The organism is Pseudomonas sp. MYb193 (assembly GCF_002966775.1).
GTDB lineage: Bacteria > Pseudomonadota > Gammaproteobacteria > Pseudomonadales > Pseudomonadaceae > Aquipseudomonas > Aquipseudomonas paracarnis.
Genome location: NZ_CP023269.1, coordinates 5,039,657 through 5,058,608, shown reverse-complemented (window position 1 = coordinate 5,058,608; position 18,952 = coordinate 5,039,657). Strand labels below are relative to the sequence as shown.

The window sequence follows — 18,952 nt, the reverse complement described above, 5'->3', positions numbered from 1 at the left end:
GATCTCTATGCCCTTGCGCCTTGCGCTGCTTTTACTGTTTACCGGCCTCGTGGCCGGTTGCGTTTCATCGGGCCATGACAGCCCGTTGCGCACTGATAAAGGCCGTGATGAGGCGCGAGTTGCCTATGTGCAACTGGGTTTGGGGTATCTGCGCCAAGGCATGAGCGAGCAGGCCAAGGTGCCGTTGAAAAAGGCCCTTGAGCTGGACGCCGATGATGCCGATGCCAACGCCGCGCTGGCCTTGGTGTTTCAGGCTCAGGCCGAGCCCGAGCTGGCCGACCGCTATTTCCACAAGGCCCTGGCCTCCCGCCCTGCCGATCCGCGGCTGCTGAACAACTACGGCAGTTTCCTGTTCGAACAGCAGCGGTACGACCTGGCGTCACGTTATTTCCAGCAAGCTGCCACCGATACCCTCTACCCGCAACGTTCGCGGGTGTTCGAGAACCTCGGTGTGACCTCGATGCGCCTCGGTCAGCGCGACAGCGCTCGCCAGCAGTTGGAAAAAGCCCTGCACCTGAACAGTCGACAGCCACGGGCATTGCTCGAAATGGCTGAGTTGTCTTACGAAGACAGGCATTATGTGCCGGCACGTGACTATTACGAGCGTTTTAGCCTGCTCAGCGGGCAAAATGCACGTAGTCTATTGCTCGGTGTGCGCCTGGCGACGGTTCATGAAGAACACGACACGGCCGCACGTTTTGGCCAGCAACTCGAACGACTCTATCCCGGTACGCCGGAATATCAGCAATACCTGTCGGAGCAATGATGAAAGCCGCGCACCCGGAAGATGTAGCAGCTAATCGCGTCAACCCAGGCGAAACCTTGCGCCAGGCCCGCGAAAGCAATGGTTGGTCGCTGGCTGAAGTGGCCCTCAAGCTCAATTTGACCAGTACCTCGTTGGCCAATCTGGAAGCCGGCGCGTTCGACAAGCTGCCTGGGCACACTTTTGCCCGCGGCTATATCCGCGCTTATGCAAAATTGCTGGGTATCGACCAAGCCGTGCTGGTCCAGGCGTTCGACCAGTTCACCGGCACCGACGCCCAGGGCAGTAATGTCCATGGGTTGGGGCGCATCGAAGAGCCCACGCGCGTTTCCCACACCATTTTGCGGATTGTCAGCCTGTTGTTGCTGATTGCCGTGGTCGGCGGCGGTTTTGTCTGGTGGCAAGACCAGACCTCCCAGCGCAACAAAGACCTGACCAGCAACGCCATGGAACATGTCGAAGTCGAAAGCGCCGACGGCACCACCCAGATTCACCCCCTGGACGAGCCGGAAGACCAGGCCGTGGTAGAGGGGCAAGCTGCGCCGCAAGCGCCGGCCACTGCCGAACAACCCGCGCCAGACGCTGGCACGGCCCCTGCTGCGGTACCGGCTCCGGCTGTTCCGACCGCTCCGGCAGCACCTGTGGCCCAGGCTCCGGCGGTTCCAACGCCCGCACCTGCGACCCCTGCGCCAGCCGCACCCGCAGCGCCGGCGCTGTCGCCTCCCACCACCCCGGCATTGATCGCCGGTGATGGGCGCGTACAAATTACCTTCATCGCTGACTGCTGGACGCAGGTCACCGATGGCAACGGCAAAGTGCTGTTCAGCGGTTTGAAGCGTAAGGGAGATACGCTTGACCAGAGCGGCAAGCCTCCTTTGACGCTGCGTCTGGGCTTTGCCCGTGGCGCGCAAGTGGCCTACAACGGCCAGCCTGTAGACGTGGCGCCGTTCACCAGTGGCGAGACTGCTCGCCTCAAGTTGGGACAATAGTCATGCACGGCGAATCTCCAATCAAACGTCGCGTATCGCGCAAGATCTGGGTCGGCTCGGTGCCGGTGGGTGGCGACGCCCCCATTGCAGTGCAGAGCATGACCAACAGCGACACTAACGACGTGGCCGCCACTGTTGCCCAGATCAATCGTCTGGAAGCGGCTGGCGTGGATATCGTGCGGGTGTCCGTTCCGGACATGGACGCAGCCGAGGCCTTTGGTCGTATCAAGCAGTTGGTCAAGGTCCCACTGGTTGCCGATATTCACTTCGACTACAAGATCGCATTGCGCGTGGCCGAACTGGGTGTGGACTGCCTGCGTATCAACCCCGGCAATATCGGGCGTGAAGACCGCGTGCGTGCCGTGGTGGACGCTGCCCGTGATCGCGGTATTCCGATCCGTATCGGCGTCAACGCCGGCTCCCTGGAAAAAGACCTGCAAAAGAAATACGGCGAGCCCACTCCGGCAGCGCTGGTTGAGTCGGCACTGCGCCACGTTGAACACCTTGAACGCCTGAATTTCCAGGACTTCAAGGTCAGCGTAAAGGCCTCGGACGTGTTCATGGCCGTGGAAGCCTATCGCCTGCTGGCCAAGGAAATCGTGCAACCGCTGCACCTGGGTATCACTGAAGCGGGCGGTTTGCGCTCAGGCACAGTGAAATCTGCGGTGGGTCTCGGTATGCTGCTCGCCGAAGGGATTGGCGATACTATCCGCATCTCCCTGGCGGCAGACCCCGTAGAGGAAGTGAAGGTCGGCTACGACATTCTCAAGTCCCTGCGTTTGCGTTCCCGTGGTATCAACTTCATCGCCTGCCCGAGCTGCTCGCGGCAGAACTTCGACGTGGTGAAAACCATGAACGACCTGGAGTTGCGCCTGGAAGACCTGCTGGTGCCGCTGGATGTCGCAGTGATCGGTTGTGTGGTCAACGGGCCGGGTGAGGCCAAAGAGGCCCACGTGGGCCTGACGGGTGGCACACCGAACCTGATTTACATCGACGGCAAACCGTCGCAGAAGCTAACGAATGACAATCTGGTGGATGAGCTGGAAAAGCTGATCCGCGAGAAAGCGGCCGAGAAGGTCGCCGCTGACGCAGCGCTGATCGCTCGCGGCTGATTGAACGAATTTAAGGATCTGATGTGAGCAAGTCTCTGCAAGCCATTCGTGGCATGAACGACATCCTGCCGGAGCAGACGCCACTGTGGCGCTACTTCGAAAGCACTGTCGCGCGCCTGCTGGATAACTACGGTTACAAGCAGATCCGCATGCCGATCGTCGAGTTCACCGAGCTGTTCAAGCGCTCCATCGGTGAAGTGACCGACATCGTCGAAAAAGAGATGTACACCTTTGAAGACCGTAACGGCGACTCCCTGACCCTGCGCCCGGAAGGCACTGCCGCGTGCGTTCGCGCCGTACTGGAACATGGCATCACCGGTGGTGGCCAGACCCAGAAGCTATGGTACATCGGCCCGATGTTCCGCCACGAGCGCCCGCAGAAAGGCCGTTACCGCCAGTTCCACCAGATCGGTTGCGAAGTGTTCAACCTGGACGGCCCGGACATCGACGCCGAGCTGATCGTGCTGACTTGGCGTCTGTGGGGCCAACTGGGCATCCGCGATGCGGTCAAGCTTGAACTCAACAGCCTGGGCACCAGCGAGTCCCGGGGTCGCTATCGCGAAGCCCTGGTCGAGTACCTGTCGGCCCACCTGGACAAGCTGGACGAAGACAGCCAACGCCGTCTGAAGACCAACCCGTTGCGCGTCCTGGATACCAAGAACGCCGACACCCAGGCCGTGCTGGTCGATGCGCCGAAAATGGCTGATTACCTGGACGACGAGTCCCGGGTGCATTTCGAGGGCCTCAAGGCGCGTCTGGATGCAGCCGGTATTCCCTACGTGATCAACCCCAAGCTGGTGCGTGGCCTCGACTACTACAGCAAGACCGTGTTCGAGTGGGTCACCGACAAGCTCGGCGCCCAGGGCACCGTGTGTGCCGGTGGTCGCTACGACGGCCTGGTCGAGCAAATGGGCGGCAAGCCGACCACGGGCGTAGGCTTTGCCATGGGCATCGAGCGGCTGATCCTGCTGCTGGAAACCCTGGAGCAGGTCCCGGAAGAAATTTCCCGTCAGGTGGACGTGTACCTGTGCGCCTTCGGCGAGGCTGCCGAACTGGCGGCCCTGGCCTTGAGCGAAAAAGTACGTGACCAACTGCCCAACCTGCGCCTGCAGATCAATGCCGGCGCTGGTAGCTTCAAGAGCCAGTTCAAGAAGGCCGACAAGAGCGGTGCGCTTTACGCACTGATCCTCGGCGATGACGAGCTGGCACAGCAAGTGGTAGGTTTCAAACCCCTGCGTGGCCAGGGTGAACAACAGAACATTGCCTTTGATGCGCTCGCTGCGCACTTGGCCACCTGCGTCGTGCAGGGTTGAAGCTGTCGAACAGCCGAATTTAGCGATTAAGGAGTATTGGGGTGTCGAGTACTGATGATGAGCAACTGGCCGAGTTCAAGGACTGGTGGCAGCGTAACGGCAAGCCCCTGGTCACTGGCGGCCTGCTGGCTTTAGTGGTGGTGTTCGGCTGGCAAGCCTGGACCAAGTATCAGGCCAACCAATCCCAGGGCGCCTCGATCGTTTATCAGCAATTGCTGGAAACTACCCTGACGCCGGACGGCAAGCCTGACCCTGCGCAGGTGGCAGACCTGGCCGGCAAGCTGAAGAACGAATTCGGCGGGAGTACCTACGCCCAGTACGGCAGCCTGTTCGTCGCGAAAGTCGCGGTCGATACCGGCAAGCTGGATGACGCCGCCACCGAGCTGAAGGCCATTGCCGACAAGCCGACCAACCCGACCCTGGGTGAAATCGCACGTCAGCGCCTGGCACAGGTATTGGCGGCGCAGAACAAGGCTGACGAAGCACTCAAACTGCTCGACGGCGATGCTGACAAGGCATTCGTGGCCACTCGCGAAGAGCTCAAGGGCGACCTGTTGGTCCAATTGGGTCGTACCGACGAAGCCCATGCTGCGTACCAAAAAGCCAAGGCGGCGCTGTCTGATGAAGCGGCGGTCGGTGGCTTACAAATCAAGCTCGACGACTTGGCCAAAGGGGATGCGTGACGTGATCCGTTGGAAACATGCAGCATTGCTGGCTCTGGCCGTTTTGGCCGCGGGTTGCAGCAGCAACAGCAAAAAAGAACTGCCTCCTGCCGAGCTGACCAGCTTCAAGGAAGAAGTGGTCCTGCAAAAACAATGGAGCCAATCCATTGGTGATGGGCAGGGCGACCTCTACAACCTGTTGCAGCCGGCGATTGACGGCGACAACATCGTGGCTACTGATTCCACTGGCGTCGTGGTTGCCATGGATCGCATGAACGGCGACGTCAAGTGGAAGAAAGACCTCGAGCTGCCGGTTTCCGGCGGTGTGGGCGTCGGCTACGGCATGGTGCTGATCGGCACCCTCAAGGGTGACGTGGTCGCGCTGGACTCCAGCACCGGTGAAGAGAAATGGCGCGCTCGCGTGACCAGTGAAGTGCTCTCGGCGCCGGCGACCAACGGCGATATAGTCGTGGTGCAAACCCAGGACGACCGCGTGATCGGCCTGGATGCCTCCACCGGGGACCAACGCTGGTTGTACGACAGCACCCCTGCAGTGTTGACCCTGCGCGGTACCAGTGGTCCGATTGTGACCAACAACCTGGCCGTTGCTGGCCTGTCGACCGGTAAAGTGGTTGCCCTGAATACCCAGAACGGCGTGCCGGCCTGGGAAACTCGTGTGGCCATCCCGCAAGGTCGCTCCGAACTGGATCGCGTGGTAGACATCGACGGCGGCTTGTTGCTGTCGGGTGAAACCCTTTACGTCGCCACCTACCAGGGTCGTGTTGCCGCGCTGGACCTGCAAAGCGGTCGCATCAACTGGCAGCGTGATGCCTCCAGCTATGCGGGTGTCGCCCAAGGGTTTGGCAGCGTCTATGTGAGCCTGGCATCCGGCACCGTTGAAAGTGTCGATGAGCGTTCCACCACTGCACTGTGGAGCAATGACTCCCTGGCTCGCCGTCAACTGTCGGCACCGGAAGTCTTCTCCAGCTACGTCGCGGTCGGTGACTTTGAAGGCTACCTGCACCTGCTGAGCCAGGTGGACGGTCGTTTTGTCGGTCGCCAGCGTATCGACAGCGACGGCCTGCGTGCGCGTCCGCTGGTGGTGGGTAACATGCTTTATGTGTATGGCAACGGCGGCAAGCTGGAAGCCCTGACCATCAAGTAAAGGTTTGACTATGCTTGGGGTAACCCCCAGGCGGCCCTGCTTCGGCGAGGCATGCGGCATCTGACGATGCTGCCCCGAGCACCAGCCGCTGCCCTGCAGCGGCTTTTGTATTTTCTGAAATAACGAAGTGGAGAGCCGCATGGTTCCCGTAATCGCCCTGGTGGGCCGACCTAACGTCGGCAAGTCCACCTTGTTCAACCGCCTGACCAGGACTCGCGACGCCATTGTCGGCGACTTGTCCGGTCTGACCCGTGATCGCCAATACGGTGAGGCAAAGTGGCAAGGGCGCTCCTACATTATTGTCGACACCGGTGGTATCTCCGGTGACGAGCATGGCATGGACGAAAAGATGGCCGAGCAGTCGCTGCTGGCCATTGAAGAAGCCGATGTCGTGTTGTTCCTGGTGGACGCCCGCGCGGGCTATACCGCCGCTGACCAGATGATTGGCGAGCACCTGCGCAAGCGCAACAAGCGTTCCTATCTGGTCGCCAACAAGATCGACAACATCGATCCTGAGGCCGCCCGTGCCGAATTCAGCCCGATGGGCCTGGGCGATGCGATCCCGGTCGCCGGTGCTCACGGCCGCGGCATCACCCAGATGCTGGAAATCGCCCTGCGCGACTTCCCAAAGGATGATGTCGAGGAAGAAGAGGGCGAGGAAGAGATCGTCGCTGAAGGCGAGGAAGCCAAGCGCATTCCTGGCCCGAGCGAAAAAGACGGTATCAAGATCGCTATCATCGGCCGCCCGAACGTCGGCAAGTCGACCCTGGTCAACCGTATGCTCGGTGAAGACCGCGTTATCGTCTACGACCAACCCGGTACCACCCGCGACAGCATCTACATCCCGTTCGAACGCAACGAGGAAAAGTACACGCTGATCGACACCGCCGGTGTGCGCAAGCGCGGCAAGATCCACGAAGAAGTTGAAAAGTTCTCCGTGGTCAAAACCCTGCAGGCGATCAAAGACGCCAACGTGGTGATCTTCGTGATGGACGCCCGCGAAGGCGTGGTGGACCACGACCTCAACTTGCTGGGCTTTGCCCTGGAAGCCGGTCGTGCCCTGGTCATCGCGATCAACAAATGGGACGGCATGACGCCGAGCGAGCGCGATTTCGTCAAGATCGAGCTGCAACGTCGGCTGTTCTTCGTCGAGTTCGCCGATATCCACTTTATCTCGGCACTGCACGGCACTGGCGTGGGCAACCTCTACGCGTCCGTACAGAACTCGTTCAAGTCCGCGGTTACCCGCTGGCCGACCAACCGCCTGACCCAGATCCTGGAAGATGCGGTCGGCGAGCACGCGCCGCCGATGGTCAACAACCGCCGGATCAAACTGCGTTACGCCCACTTGGGTGGTGCCAACCCGCCGATTATCGTGATCCACGGTAACCAGATCGAGAAGGTGCCCAAGTCCTATGTGCGTTACCTGGAAAACACCTACCGCCGTGTCTTGAAACTGGTCGGTACGCCGATCCGTATCGAGTTCAAGGGTGGCGAGAACCCATACGAAGGCAACAAGAACACACTGACTGACCGTCAGGTGAACAAGAAGCGTCGTTTGATGACTCACCACAAGAAGGCCGACAAGAAGCGCCGTGATAAAAAATAACGGCAGCTTCGAGTTGTAAGCTACAAGCTGCAAGAGAGGGCTCCTTTGGAGCCCTTTTTTGTGTGCGCCCAGCATGGGCGCAATCTTGTGGGTGAGAGTCCCGCCGTGAGCTGACCACAGCGAACGAAGTGAAGCGCAACTGCATGAGGGCGACCGAGTGTGGGGAGGAAGCGTGAATCGAAGCCATGAGCCGATGTACAAGAACCGGATATAAGGCAAAGCCGATCAGGGCGAGCGGGCACAAAACCGCGAAGCTCTTGTGGTCAAGGATCAGGCTGTGTAAATCCGGCGGTTGTGTGGTGAAGGATTGCGTTCTTACCTGGGGAGATCTCGCCTCATGCCTGAAAGGGCGACGGTGCAAGCCGGAGCGAGAAGTCAGCAGAGGCCGTAGTAGTCTTTTTTTTTGACGAAGGGCCGAACGAGAGAAAGCGTTATAGGCCATGTTGATGCGAAAGACCGGAAGTCAGATGCCTGCCAAACGCGGGGCTGATGGAGACTGCGAACGGTGAAGCCGTGAGAAGCTCCGTCAGCGACGAGGTCAATCGCCCGCAAAATGAAACCGACAACGCAGGGCAAGGGCTGCTGGAGCGGGCCTTTGCGAGAGAAAACCTGAAGCGGGCGTGGAAACGGGTCAAGGCCAACAAAGGTGCGGCGGGGGTCGACGGTCTGGATATTGATCAGACGGCCGAGTACCTGCTGACCCAATGGGCGGCGATTCGTGAACAGCTTCTATCAGGTGTCTACCGGCCCAGTCCGGTACGGCGTGTAACCATTCCCAAACCCGACGGCGGTCAACGCGAGCTGGGTATCCCAACGGTCACCGACCGCTTGATCCAACAAGCGTTGCTGCAAGTCTTGCAGCCACTACTCGATCCGACTTTCAGTGAACACAGCTACGGCTTCCGTCCTGGACGCTGTGCGCAGGGCGCCGTTTTAGCGGCTCAGCGCTATGTTTCTTCAGGACGTAAAGTGGTGGTGGATGTTGATCTGGAGAAATTCTTCGACCGGGTCGACCACGATATTTTGATGGATCGTTTACGCAAACGGATCGCGGATCGGGCGGTTATCCGGCTGATTCGTGCGTATCTGGATGCGGGAACGCTGATCAATGGCGTGGTCGAGAAAAGTCGCTGCGGGGTGCCGCAAGGCGGCCCGCTGTCGCCGTTGCTGGCGAATGTGCTACTGGACGAAGTGGATCGGGAGCTTGAACGTCGAGGTCATTGCTTCGTGCGCTATGCCGACGATGCGAACGTTTATGTTCGTAGTCAGAAGGCGGGGCAACGGGTGATGGATTTGCTGAAGCGTCTGTATGAAAAGCTGCACTTGAGCGTCAACGCGAGTAAGAGTGCGGTGACGAGCGCGTTTGGTCGCAAGTATTTGGGCTATGAGTTGTGGTCATTCCGCGACGAAGCTAAGCGTGCTGCCTCTTATGAAGCGCAGAAGCAGTTCAAGCAGCGAATACGCTGGTACACCCGACGCTCGTGTGGTCGTAGCTTGCAGCAAATCGTCGATGAGCTGCGCCCTTACATTTTGGGTTGGAAAGCTTACTTCGGGTTGTCGCAAACCCCAGCCGTCTGGCGTGAGCTGGACGAATGGATGCGACACCGATTGCGAGCTATCCAGCTCAAACAATGGAAGCGCGGAACGACGACGTATCGCGAGTTGCGAGCACTTGGCGCGAGTAACCAAGTGGCGCAGAAGGTGGCAGGAAACACCTGCCGCTGGTGGCATAACAGTCGTCTGGAGCTGAATCGCGTGCTTACTATTGCGTGGTTCGACAGGCTGGGATTAGTACGTCTCTCATAACCTCAATCTCTCGAACCGCCCGGTGCGGACCCGCATGCCGGGTGGTGTGGCAGGGGAGCGGCCTGTGAAGGCCGCCCCCTATGCCGATGCCTGGCGGTTTGCCCCTTGACCTGCTCGCAGCTTGCAGCTTAAAACTTGCAGCTCACCCGAAGGGGGCTCCCATGATCACCAGTAAGCTGCCAAACGTCGGCACGACCATTTTCACCACCATGTCGCAACTCGCCGCCGAAACCGGCGCGCTCAATCTGTCCCAGGGTTTTCCCGATTTCAATGGTCCGCAGGGTTTGCTCGATGCAGTGGGTAAGCATATCGCCCTCGGTCATAACCAGTACGCCCCCATGACAGGCCTGCCGGTGCTGCGTCAGCAAGTGGCGGCCAAGATCGCCCGAAGCTATGGCGTCACGGTGAATGCCGACACTGAAGTGACCATCACGCCAGGCGCTACCGAGGCGATTTTTTGCGCCATTCAGGCGGTGATTCGCAGCGGCGATGAAGTCATCGTGTTCGACCCCAGCTATGACAGCTACGAGCCTTCGGTTGAACTGGCCGGTGGCCGCTGCGTGCATGTGCAACTGAGCCTGCAAGGCTTCGCCCTGGACTTCGAGAAACTCAAGGCTGCGCTTTCACCGCGTACGCGCATGATCATCCTCAATAGCCCGCACAACCCCACCGGTGCATTGATCAGCCGTGCCGAGCTGGACCAGTTGGCCGAACTGATCCGCGACCGCGATATCTACCTGATCAGCGATGAGGTCTACGAGCACCTGGTATTCGACGGTGTGCCCCACGTCAGCGTATTGGCCCATCAGGAACTGTATCAGCGCGCATTCGTGGTCAGCTCATTCGGCAAGACCTATCACGTCACAGGCTGGAAGACCGGCTACGTGGTCGCGCCACCGGCCCTCAGCGCCGAACTGCGCAAGGTGCATCAATATGTCAACTTCTGCGGCGTCACCCCTTTGCAGTACGCTTTGGCGGACTTCATGGCCGAACACCCGGAACATGTCGAAGAACTGCCGGCCTTCTATCAGGCCAAGCGGGACCTGTTCTGCGACCTGCTGGCGCCATCGCGCTTGAGCTTTACCCGGGTGACCGGCACTTACTTCCAACTGGTGGATTACTCGCAGATACGCCCAGACCTGGATGACATCGCCATGTCCCTGTGGATGACCCGTGAACATGGCGTGGCGACCATTCCGGTTTCGGTGTTCTACCAGCACCCACCCCAAGGCCAGCGCCTGGTGCGCCTGTGCTTTGCCAAACGCGAGGAGACGTTGCGACAAGCGGCGGAAAAACTATGCGTGATCTGAGTGTACTGCCCAATCTGAACATTGCCCTGGTGCAGACGAGCCTGGCCTGGCATGACCGGCATGCCAATTTCGAACACTTCGAGTTGCTGCTGGAGCAGGCCAAAGGCGCCGACTTGATCGTGCTGCCAGAGATGTTCACCACCGGTTTTTCCATGGAATCAGAAACCCTTGCCGAGCCGGAAAACGGCCCCACCCATCATTGGCTCCAGGCCCAGGCGGCAAAGTATCAGGCCGTGATTACCGGCAGTGTGATCATCCAGGCCGCCGATGGCAGCCACCGCAACCGTCTGCTGTGGGCGCGGCCGGATGGCGAGGTGTTGCATTACGACAAGCGCCACCTGTTCCGCATGGCCGGTGAACATGACCATTACACCCCAGGTGAACGTCAGGTGCAGTTCGAGTTAAAGGGATGGCGCATTCGCCCGCTGATCTGCTATGACCTGCGCTTCCCGGTGTGGAGCCGCGACGCCCAGGATACGGACCTGCTGCTGTACACCGCCAACTGGCCGGGCGCTCGGCGTCAGCATTGGAATCGGCTGTTGCCGGCGCGGGCCATTGAGAACCTGTGTTACGTGGCGGCGGTGAACCGGGTGGGCACCGACGGCAAGGGGTTTGCCTACACCGGCGATAGCCAGGTGTTGGATTTCCAGGGTGAGACTTTGCTGAGTGCAGGGGAGGCGGATGGGGTGTTCCAGGTGATCCTGGATGCGGCAGAGCTGGCGGCTTACCGTACACGGTTCCCGGCGAATCTGGATGCCGATAGCTTTCAGTTTGTCTAAGGCCTATCTGTCGCCGGCAAGGGCGTCATCGCGGGCAAGCCCGCTCCCACAGTTGATTGGGGTTACCTGAAAAAATGCAATCCAAATGGGGGAGCCGGGCTTGCCCGCGATGACGGCCCCACAAACAATACAACTCTGACGCCGAACAAAAAGGCCCCTGGATTCTCACCCAGGGGCCTTTTGCATTACGGCAATGCTTACGCCGCTTTGGCTTCCTGCTGGCTCAACGAACGGTTCAGCGCACTGAACAGCGCCTTGAAGCTGGCGGTAGTGATGTTTTCATCGATCCCCACACCATGCACCGGGCGCTCACCGTTCACGCGCAGCTCAATGTAAGCCGCCGCCTTGGCGTTGGTACCTGCACCAATCGCGTGCTCGTTGTAGTCCATGATCTCCACGCCAATCGGCAGGCCGGCCACCAAGGCTTCCAGCGCACCGTTGCCTTTGCCCTTCCAATGCAGGTTGGTTTCGCCCTGGCCTTTGCCCGAGACTTCTACCTCGACAAAGCTGTTGCCGTTCTCTTCCTGCAGGCGGTGGCTGACCAACGCGTACGGCGTGTTGGCTTGCAGGTATTCACGCTGCAGCAAGGCGTAGATCTGTGGCGCGGTCATCTCCAGGCCCACGCGGTCGGTTTCGGCCTGCACCACCTGGCTGAACTCGATCTGCATGCGACGCGGCAAGCTGATGTCGTATTCCTGCTCCAGCAGGTAGGCGATACCGCCTTTGCCCGACTGGCTGTTCACGCGGATCACCGCCTCGTAGCTGCGGCCAATATCGGCCGGGTCGATCGGCAAGTACGGCACTTCCCACAACGCATCGTCTTTCTGCTGGGAGAAGCCTTTGCGGATCGCGTCCTGGTGGGAGCCGGAGAACGCGGTGTGTACCAGGTCGCCCACATACGGGTGACGTGGGTGCACCTGGATCTGGTTGCATTCCTCGACCACTTTGCGCACGCCGTCAATGTCCGAGAAGTCCAACTGCGGATCCAGGCCCTGGGTGTACATGTTCAGCGCCACGGTGACCAAATCGACGTTACCGGTGCGCTCGCCGTTGCCAAACAGGCAGCCTTCCACACGGTCGGCGCCGGCCATCAGGCCCAGCTCGGTGGCCGCCACGCCAGTGCCACGGTCGTTGTGGGTGTGCAGGCTGATAATCACGCTGTCGCGACGGTTGATATGGCGACCGAACCACTCGATCTGGTCGGCATAGATATTCGGCGTGGCGCACTCGACGGTCGCTGGCAGGTTGAGGATCATCTTGTGCTCAGGCGTCGGGTTCCACACCTCGATCACCGCGTCGCAGACTTCCTTGGCGAACTCCAGCTCGGTGGCGCTGAAGGTCTCTGGGGAATATTCGAAGGTCCACTGGGTTTCCGGCTGCTGGGCGGCGTATTTGACGAACAGCTTGGCGGCGTTGACCGCGATGGCCTTGATGCCGTCCTTGTCCTGGTTGAACACGATGCGGCGGAACGACGGCGAGGTGGCATTGTACAAGTGCACAATGGCTTTCTTCGCGCCGCGCAGGGATTCGAAGGTACGCGCAATCAAGTCTTCACGGCCCTGGGTCAGCACCTGGATGGTGGTGTCCTCGGGGATGTGGTTGTCTTCGATCAGGGTGCGCACGAAGTCGAAGTCGGTTTGCGACGCGGCAGGGAACGAGGCTTCGATTTCCTTCACGCCAACGGCCACCAGGGTCTTCCAGAAGCGCAGCTTTTTCACCGCGTCCATCGGCTCGATCAGCGACTGGTTGCCATCACGCAGGTCGGAGCTGCACCAGATAGGCGCTTGGGTGATGGTCTTCGACGGCCAGGTACGGTCCGGAATGTCGATGGTGGGGAACGCGCGGTACTTCGAAGACGGGTCTTTGAGCATGCTCATCGGGAAATCCTTGGTTGTAGGGGCCGAGAAAAGGCGGCCTGCCGTGGAACTGTTATTGGGGATAAAACTGAGGGCGAGGCAGATCGATTCAGCCTGGCAGTCGTGCGCTGACAAGGCACAGGCTGCGGTGCTGGCGGAGCTGAATGAGGGTGTGAGAGGTTTTCATAAGCCCAACCCTAACCGTGGCCAAGTGAGATGGCAAGGTGGTCGGGAAAAATTGATAGATTTTCTGTGTAAAACAAGCTTTACGAATATTTATTGCTAACAGCATCTTGTTTTCTTCACATTGTTGCGCTGCTGTAGGTGGTGGCGCAATTTTGGTGATGAGGTTTTCCCGTGGCGCCGCATGCGACAGTGAAGGGCTCACCATCGTGCAAACAACGCACGACGGTGATTACTCAAATGACTTTATGGAAGACCTGATAATCCCCTGCCGTATGGCTATTCGTGACGTTGGCCCCGGGGTCCCTTGGTATTGACGGGCCGCTGATGGCAACACTCTTGTTGAATGTTTTGTCCGGGTACACGCCTATGCCCACCCCTCCAGTGAGTTCCGCCAGACCTGGAACGTTTCGGGCCGTGTTCATATGGGCCCGGCCGACCAAGGCGAGTACTTTTTCGCCCGGCTTGCGTGTTTCCAAGATACGGGTCGCGAAGTAATTGAATTCTTGCAGGCGAGTAATGCCGTTGTCGTTGTCCCCAACGTACTTGTAGAAATCGGGCATATCCGATCGGCGGGTCAAGTAGTGGTGCTCGAGGGATTTGACGGTGATTCCATTGTCATTGGCAAGTTGAACCAGTTCCGAGAGCGTGGGAGACGCGCCTTGAGGACGGTGGCCACCCATGCCCACATCCATGAGCTGGCCCGCGGCATTGGTTTCGACACCTTCAATATAAAACGTGGTAACCCCCGACTCTTTGAGGGCCTGCATATTCTCTTTGAGCATCTGGAAACTGGCGATTTCGTTATGGCGCTCGCCCAGTACCACCACATCAGTGATTTCGTAGGCCTTACGCAACAGGTCGGCTGGCGAGGTGCCGGGTGCGAGCTCCAGCCGGGGCGGGCGCGGCGGCATCTGGCCTTGAGTGAGCATGTTCTTGTAGAAGTTGTACAAATCCCGCCTGAACCAATACCTGGCCACTGGCAAGGTTTTAGGGGTGAAGTCGGCTTCGACCAGCCGCCCTCTGTTGAGGCTGAAATACTCGGCGTCTGGTAACGCTGGTCGGGCAGGGGCCTCGGCGCCTCTCGTCGAAGCTCCCGGTGCCGGCGTGGGCGCTCCACCGGGCAGTTGATTCAGGCGCCATTCACCGTTGCCCGCATGTTGTACAGAGGCGACGATTCTACTGCTTTTGGGCGCAGTTGATGGGACGTTCGGGTCGATGATATTGACCCAGCCACTGCGAGCGTGAAAGGCTGAATCGATCTGATAAACCCTGCTCACGCGGGTACTGTCGGTAAATCGGATGAACCACTCGTCGCCAACGTTATAGGTACCGTCACTCCTTAGCGTCCGGCCGTTGATCATATCGCCAGGCCTGGCGTACGCACTCAAGTCGCGCTCTGGAATGACGGCGTCGTTGGGCGTGCGTGAGCCGGCGATAGTGTTGCCGGTGCTGGCTAAAGGTCGCGCCGGCACTGGGCTGACGGGCGCAGGCAGTGCTCTTGGCCCTGGGCGCGGGGTAATCGCGCCTGTCGCCGTCGACGACTTGAATACCGGGCGTATGGGGGCCGCGCGAACATTGGAGATACCCGCGGCAGACAGGGTGAAATCACTGTAGATCGCCCGTCCCAGGCCGGGTCTTTTGATCAGGTGCGGCAACACTCTGCTGTTGGCGCGCAGTGCGCTGATGCCGGCTTTGCCCAGACGAAAACCCGCAGAGACGCCTTTGCCAGCCACCGGTATCAGGTCGGTAAAGATCAATGCCACTTCAATGCCGAACTCGATTTTGTTCTTGAGCGATTGCCGTGCGACCTCCGCACTGCTTACGGACTGGTGATCCGCTCGGTCGATCGCCATCTGTACGTGTTGCTTGTACAGATGGTCTTGGAAATCACCTTTTATAGGCTCAAGGCGAGTGGCGCCTCCCAGCAGCTTGATCGACGAGACCGCCAGCTCGGGGGACATCAATTTCGTTGGGCTGTACGCAGCTTCTTTAAGCGCTCCCTTGAACTGATCGACCTCATCTTTACTGACGGGTGATTTTCTTTGCGCGATATAGGTTGCCCACTCTTTTTTCTCCAGGAGGGTGTCGAGGGCCTTGTGGTCCGCGACTTCGCGATAAGTAATGCCGTCGGGAGCCTTGGGGGTGTACAGCACCAGCGATGGATCTGTCTGGTTGCCGATCACCATCACGCCCTGCACCGCTAGCCCCCTGTGGAGCAGGCTGTTGGCGACGATGGTTTTCCCATCGACTTGAGGGCGGGTGGCCGGGTCGGGGTGAGTCAGTACCGCATCCGCCCACTGCGCCGCGCGTTTATGAATGTTGTCGCTGGCCAGTTCCGTATAGGCGTCGGGGCTGAGTTCTGCCAGAAACGCCTCTTTGTCCATCGCGTCTGCCAGATGAGCTTTCCACGCTGTGCGCAAGTGCACAGCGCTCCCCGATTGGGCATCTGGGGCCATTTTCTGTTTGAGCAGTTTGGTGTATTCGCCCCCGACATCGGCGGTATTGACCAGTGCCTTGAGATCGTCGGTATCCAGGGTAACCGGCTTGCCGCTCAGGTCTCGTACGGGCTTGCCGTGCTTGTCGCGCAGAGGCAAGGTCATTTTCTCATCGGTGTATACACCTCTTTCGACGGCCGGGAAGCCACTGGGATTCTTCAGCGCCAAGTCGGTCAGGGACACCGCGTCTTGTTTCGAATAGAGGGGTTGGCCAGTCCCTCTTCCGCCGTGGATGGCGGTGCGGGTGTGGACCTGCACCATGAGTTGATCCGCATCGATTTCTGCTGCCGGGTATCGCTGCTTGATGGCTGCATTCAGGCGGTCACGGGCGAAGGTGTTCAGCGCCGGAATTTTTTCAAGCAGGGGCGTCAGCGCATCCAGGCTCCGTTCCTGCGCTTTGTCCAAGTGCAAAAACAAGGCTTCTTGAAAGGGGCTTAGATTCTTCAACCATTCGGGTTGGAGTTTGTCGGTCAGTTTGGCGTCCCGGGCCAGCATGGCGTTGGTGCCATCGGTGAGGTACGACCAGTCAGCCGCATTATCGATACCTTCCAATGTGGCACTGTCGAGAAGAGGTTTGACGGTTTTGCCTGGCGCCAGTGCTGTGCTCAGGTGGGTATTAATGTCTGCCCGCTGGCGTTTGAGCATCCAGGGGATCGATTGCGCCAACACATCCCCGGCCGATGGCTCGACACTCGACATTAGATCTTTTCCGGTAATAGGGTCGGGCCTGTTTTGCAGAGCCGGGGGCAGGCCTTGCAGGAGCAACTTGGCCTCGACACCGCCCTGGTCCAGGCGGCTGGCCAAAGCCTGGCGTGCCTGGGCCGGGGTTGCGAATTCCTCGAAACCTTCGCTGGGCGTGTACATCACGACGGGGCCATTGTCATCGTTGAGCGCAAGTGCGCGCCCATTCGGCCAGGTGGGCGGCGTAGCATAGGAGCCGTCTTTTCGGGTGATGAGAAAGGCCCCTGGCAGCATCGCGCCATGTTCCGTTTGGTCATCCACAGTGACGGGGTACACCCCTAAGCGATCACCGTCGGTGAAGCGTTTTTCCCGGTCTTGCAGGGTGGGGTAGCGCAACGCGGAGTCGATCAGGCCTTTGCCGGTCGCGCTCAGGGTGCCATCGCTCAGGCGCAGTGAGGCGAGGATCGACAGCTGTTTTTTGTGCAGGAACAACAGTTGCTCTTGCGGCGACATCTGGAGAGTCGGCTGATTTTCCACCGGCCGCGGTGTGCTCCAGTATTCTTCAAGCGCCTGCGGGTATTGCGTGGCAATGCTGCGAGCAATGGATTGCAGCGTGCCTTCGGTAAAGGCCGGTACCGCCAGGTCGGCAATGGTTCGTCGATAGGTGAATTCAGTTCTTATGCCTCGCTCCGGGCGCATCAACGCATTCGGGTTGGCCTGGATGTCGCGGATCATCCTGGCCAGCGCAGCCATCAGGGGCTCTGAAGAGGCCAGTGATTCGCGTCCATCGCCCACTCTGTAGCGATTGAAACTGAGCATGTCGGGATTCAGCGGCCTGATCGCGGGGAACGCTTCCTCAAGTTGCGACTGTACAAAGGCCTTGAAGCCGGGTTGCTGGCTATGCAGGCGTTGCTTGTCTTCGGTCAGCATCGCGTGTTCAGCGGTGAACTGTGTTTCATTGCTGGGTTTGAAATGCTTCACCAACTGCGGGTATCGCATTTTCGCCGGGGTTATACCTGACGAGGCGGGAGTAGGCGGGTCATCGGGGGCGTAATTGGCGGCGGCGGGCAAGGGAGCTGATGCAGGTTGTTGCAGAGTTGCGGGTGGTGTAGGCGGGCTGGTCGGGGGAGTACCGGGTGAGGCGTGAGATGAGGTCAGGAGGTTTTGCGAATGTCGCTCTGACAGTGCTGGGGTAAGTGACATGGAAAGAGTCTCATGGGAATTGGATCTCCAATGCTCAGGTCCTGCTCATTACGTCCGTGTAAATCGCTGGTTGAGTGAGTCTCGGGTGTCGGATGGTTCATCGCAAAAGTGTAAGAAGATCACAATGCATTGCAGCGAACCTCCGGCAGATCAGGCGCCAGCGCAGGAAATCACTGACGCCCCTCACGGCCACGGTATTCAGGGTTGAAACGCGCCGATAAAAATCGCCGGATCTACCCGTGCATCGTTCAGGCTGACGTTCCAGTGCATATGCGGCCCAGTGGCCCGGCCTGTCGAGCCGACTTTGCCGACTACCGCACCGCGCACCAGTGGCTGACCCACCTTCACATCGATCTTCGACATATGGCAGAACATGCTGATAAAGCCCTGGCCATGGTCGACAAACACGGTATTGCCGTTGAAGAAGTAATTGCCGACCAGAATCACCTTGCCATTGGCGGGTGTCTTGATCGGTGTGCCGGCCGGTACGGCGAAATCCAGGCCCGAATGCGGGTTGCGTTCTTCACCGTTGAAGAAGCGGCGCACCCCGAATTTGCTCGAAAGCGGCCCGTTCACCGGTTTATCCAGCACCAGATTGCTAGGCAGGTTCGGGCTGAAGCTGCGGTAAGCCTTGAGCTGCACTGCCAGTTCGCCTTCGATGCGCTTGAGCTGGGCCGGGTCAGGGTTGACCTGGCTCTTGTTCTTCAAGGTGATGCGCTGTTCCGGATACTTCTTGTAACCGACGATAAACGGCAGGTTGCGCCCACCGCTGCTGATGCGCTCGTTGCCAGGCTTGACCGTTAACGGGATACCCACAATCGCCAGCCAGTTGTCCTGCTCCTTGACCACCAGCACCGGCTTGCCCTGGTAGGTGGCTTTCGGCGCCGTGGCCGAAGGGCCTAGTTCGACGACGGCCACGCCGCCTGGCACCGGTTTGTTCAGGGTCCGCGTGATGTAACTGTCGGCGTGGGCGTTAAATGTGAGGCACAACAGCATCAACAGGCTCAGTAGGCGTGGCATCGA

The 18,952-nt window shown here is 59.5% G+C and carries 13 protein-coding genes; 10 read left to right on the top strand and 3 right to left on the bottom strand.

All coding sequences use genetic code 11. The annotated features are described in order from the left end of the window. Nucleotides 1-7 precede the first annotated feature (7 nt). The 10 genes from pilW to CLM72_RS23015 all read left to right on the top strand — a co-directional run bounded on the left by pilW (nt 8) and on the right by CLM72_RS23015 (nt 11,508). Entirely contained in the window at nt 8-766 is a 759-nt protein-coding gene (gene pilW, locus CLM72_RS23065) for a type IV pilus biogenesis/stability protein PilW (RefSeq protein ID WP_105228359.1), read from the top strand. Then, nucleotides 766-1,752, top strand: coding sequence for a RodZ family helix-turn-helix domain-containing protein (locus CLM72_RS23060; protein WP_105228358.1), 987 nt, complete (start codon nt 766-768; stop codon nt 1,750-1,752). Before pilW ends, CLM72_RS23060 begins: the two co-directional genes overlap by 1 nt. Before the next feature lie 2 nt (nt 1,753-1,754). Next, nucleotides 1,755-2,864 carry a flavodoxin-dependent (E)-4-hydroxy-3-methylbut-2-enyl-diphosphate synthase gene (gene ispG, locus CLM72_RS23055; RefSeq protein WP_003175952.1) on the top strand — a complete coding sequence of 370 codons (1,110 nt, stop codon included), beginning with the start codon at nt 1,755-1,757 and terminating at the stop codon, nt 2,862-2,864. Nucleotides 2,865-2,887: 23 nt separating this feature from the next. Then, entirely contained in the window at nt 2,888-4,177 is a 1,290-nt protein-coding gene (hisS, locus tag CLM72_RS23050) for a histidine--tRNA ligase (RefSeq protein ID WP_034128022.1), read from the top strand. Between the two features lie 41 nt (nt 4,178-4,218). Further along, nucleotides 4,219-4,860, top strand: a complete 642-nt coding sequence (locus tag CLM72_RS23045) for a YfgM family protein (RefSeq protein WP_003194010.1) — start codon at nt 4,219-4,221, stop codon at nt 4,858-4,860. Then, entirely contained in the window at nt 4,853-6,004 is a 1,152-nt protein-coding gene (gene bamB / locus CLM72_RS23040; protein WP_032903676.1) for an outer membrane protein assembly factor BamB, read from the top strand. The genes CLM72_RS23045 and bamB overlap by 8 nt, the downstream gene beginning before the upstream one ends. Before the next feature lie 139 nt (nt 6,005-6,143). Next, complete coding sequence (der, locus tag CLM72_RS23035; RefSeq protein ID WP_016977675.1) at nt 6,144-7,613, top strand: ribosome biogenesis GTPase Der; 1,470 nt, start codon at nt 6,144-6,146, stop codon at nt 7,611-7,613. A gap of 489 nt (nt 7,614-8,102) precedes the next feature. Further along, nucleotides 8,103-9,419 (top strand): group II intron reverse transcriptase/maturase, encoded by a 1,317-nt coding sequence (gene ltrA / locus CLM72_RS23025; RefSeq protein ID WP_201913665.1) that lies wholly within the window; start codon nt 8,103-8,105, stop codon nt 9,417-9,419. Between the two features lie 161 nt (nt 9,420-9,580). Then, complete coding sequence (locus tag CLM72_RS23020; RefSeq protein ID WP_105228356.1) at nt 9,581-10,729, top strand: pyridoxal phosphate-dependent aminotransferase; 1,149 nt, start codon at nt 9,581-9,583, stop codon at nt 10,727-10,729. Continuing rightward, nucleotides 10,717-11,508, top strand: coding sequence for an amidohydrolase (locus CLM72_RS23015; RefSeq protein ID WP_096143339.1), 792 nt, complete (start codon nt 10,717-10,719; stop codon nt 11,506-11,508). Before CLM72_RS23020 ends, CLM72_RS23015 begins: the two co-directional genes overlap by 13 nt. Before the next feature lie 197 nt (nt 11,509-11,705). Here CLM72_RS23015 and leuA read toward each other — a convergent pair whose 3' ends face one another. From leuA to CLM72_RS22995, 3 genes are all read right to left on the bottom strand, one after another. Next, nucleotides 11,706-13,385, bottom strand: coding sequence for a 2-isopropylmalate synthase (leuA, locus tag CLM72_RS23010; protein ID WP_105228354.1), 1,680 nt, complete (start codon nt 13,383-13,385; stop codon nt 11,706-11,708). 398 nt (nt 13,386-13,783) lie between these two features. Further along, nucleotides 13,784-17,725, bottom strand: coding sequence for a membrane-targeted effector domain-containing toxin (locus CLM72_RS23000; RefSeq protein WP_177430942.1), 3,942 nt, complete (start codon nt 17,723-17,725; stop codon nt 13,784-13,786). A gap of 402 nt (nt 17,726-18,127) precedes the next feature. Continuing rightward, the gene (locus CLM72_RS22995; RefSeq protein WP_057975063.1) at nt 18,128-18,949 is read right to left on the bottom strand and encodes a M23 family metallopeptidase; all 822 of its coding nucleotides are present in this window, start codon (nt 18,947-18,949) and stop codon (nt 18,128-18,130) included. Nucleotides 18,950-18,952 lie beyond the last annotated feature (3 nt).

What these genes read in the sequence shown, in the direction of transcription:
- pilW (WP_105228359.1), top strand. Translation starts at nt 8, where the DNA reads ATGCCCTTGCGCCTTGCGCTGCTTTTACTGTTTACCGGCCTCGTGGCC.
- CLM72_RS23060 (WP_105228358.1), top strand. Translation starts at nt 766, where the DNA reads ATGAAAGCCGCGCACCCGGAAGATGTAGCAGCTAATCGCGTCAACCCA.
- ispG (WP_003175952.1), top strand. Translation starts at nt 1,755, where the DNA reads ATGCACGGCGAATCTCCAATCAAACGTCGCGTATCGCGCAAGATCTGG.
- bamB (WP_032903676.1), top strand. Translation starts at nt 4,853, where the DNA reads ATGCGTGACGTGATCCGTTGGAAACATGCAGCATTGCTGGCTCTGGCC.
- der (WP_016977675.1), top strand. Translation starts at nt 6,144, where the DNA reads ATGGTTCCCGTAATCGCCCTGGTGGGCCGACCTAACGTCGGCAAGTCC.
- ltrA (WP_201913665.1), top strand. Translation starts at nt 8,103, where the DNA reads ATGGAGACTGCGAACGGTGAAGCCGTGAGAAGCTCCGTCAGCGACGAG.
- CLM72_RS23020 (WP_105228356.1), top strand. Translation starts at nt 9,581, where the DNA reads ATGATCACCAGTAAGCTGCCAAACGTCGGCACGACCATTTTCACCACC.
- CLM72_RS23015 (WP_096143339.1), top strand. Translation starts at nt 10,717, where the DNA reads ATGCGTGATCTGAGTGTACTGCCCAATCTGAACATTGCCCTGGTGCAG.
- leuA (WP_105228354.1), bottom strand. Translation starts at nt 13,385, where the DNA reads ATGAGCATGCTCAAAGACCCGTCTTCGAAGTACCGCGCGTTCCCCACC.
- CLM72_RS23000 (WP_177430942.1), bottom strand. Translation starts at nt 17,725, where the DNA reads ATGCGATACCCGCAGTTGGTGAAGCATTTCAAACCCAGCAATGAAACA.
- CLM72_RS22995 (WP_057975063.1), bottom strand. Translation starts at nt 18,949, where the DNA reads ATGCCACGCCTACTGAGCCTGTTGATGCTGTTGTGCCTCACATTTAAC.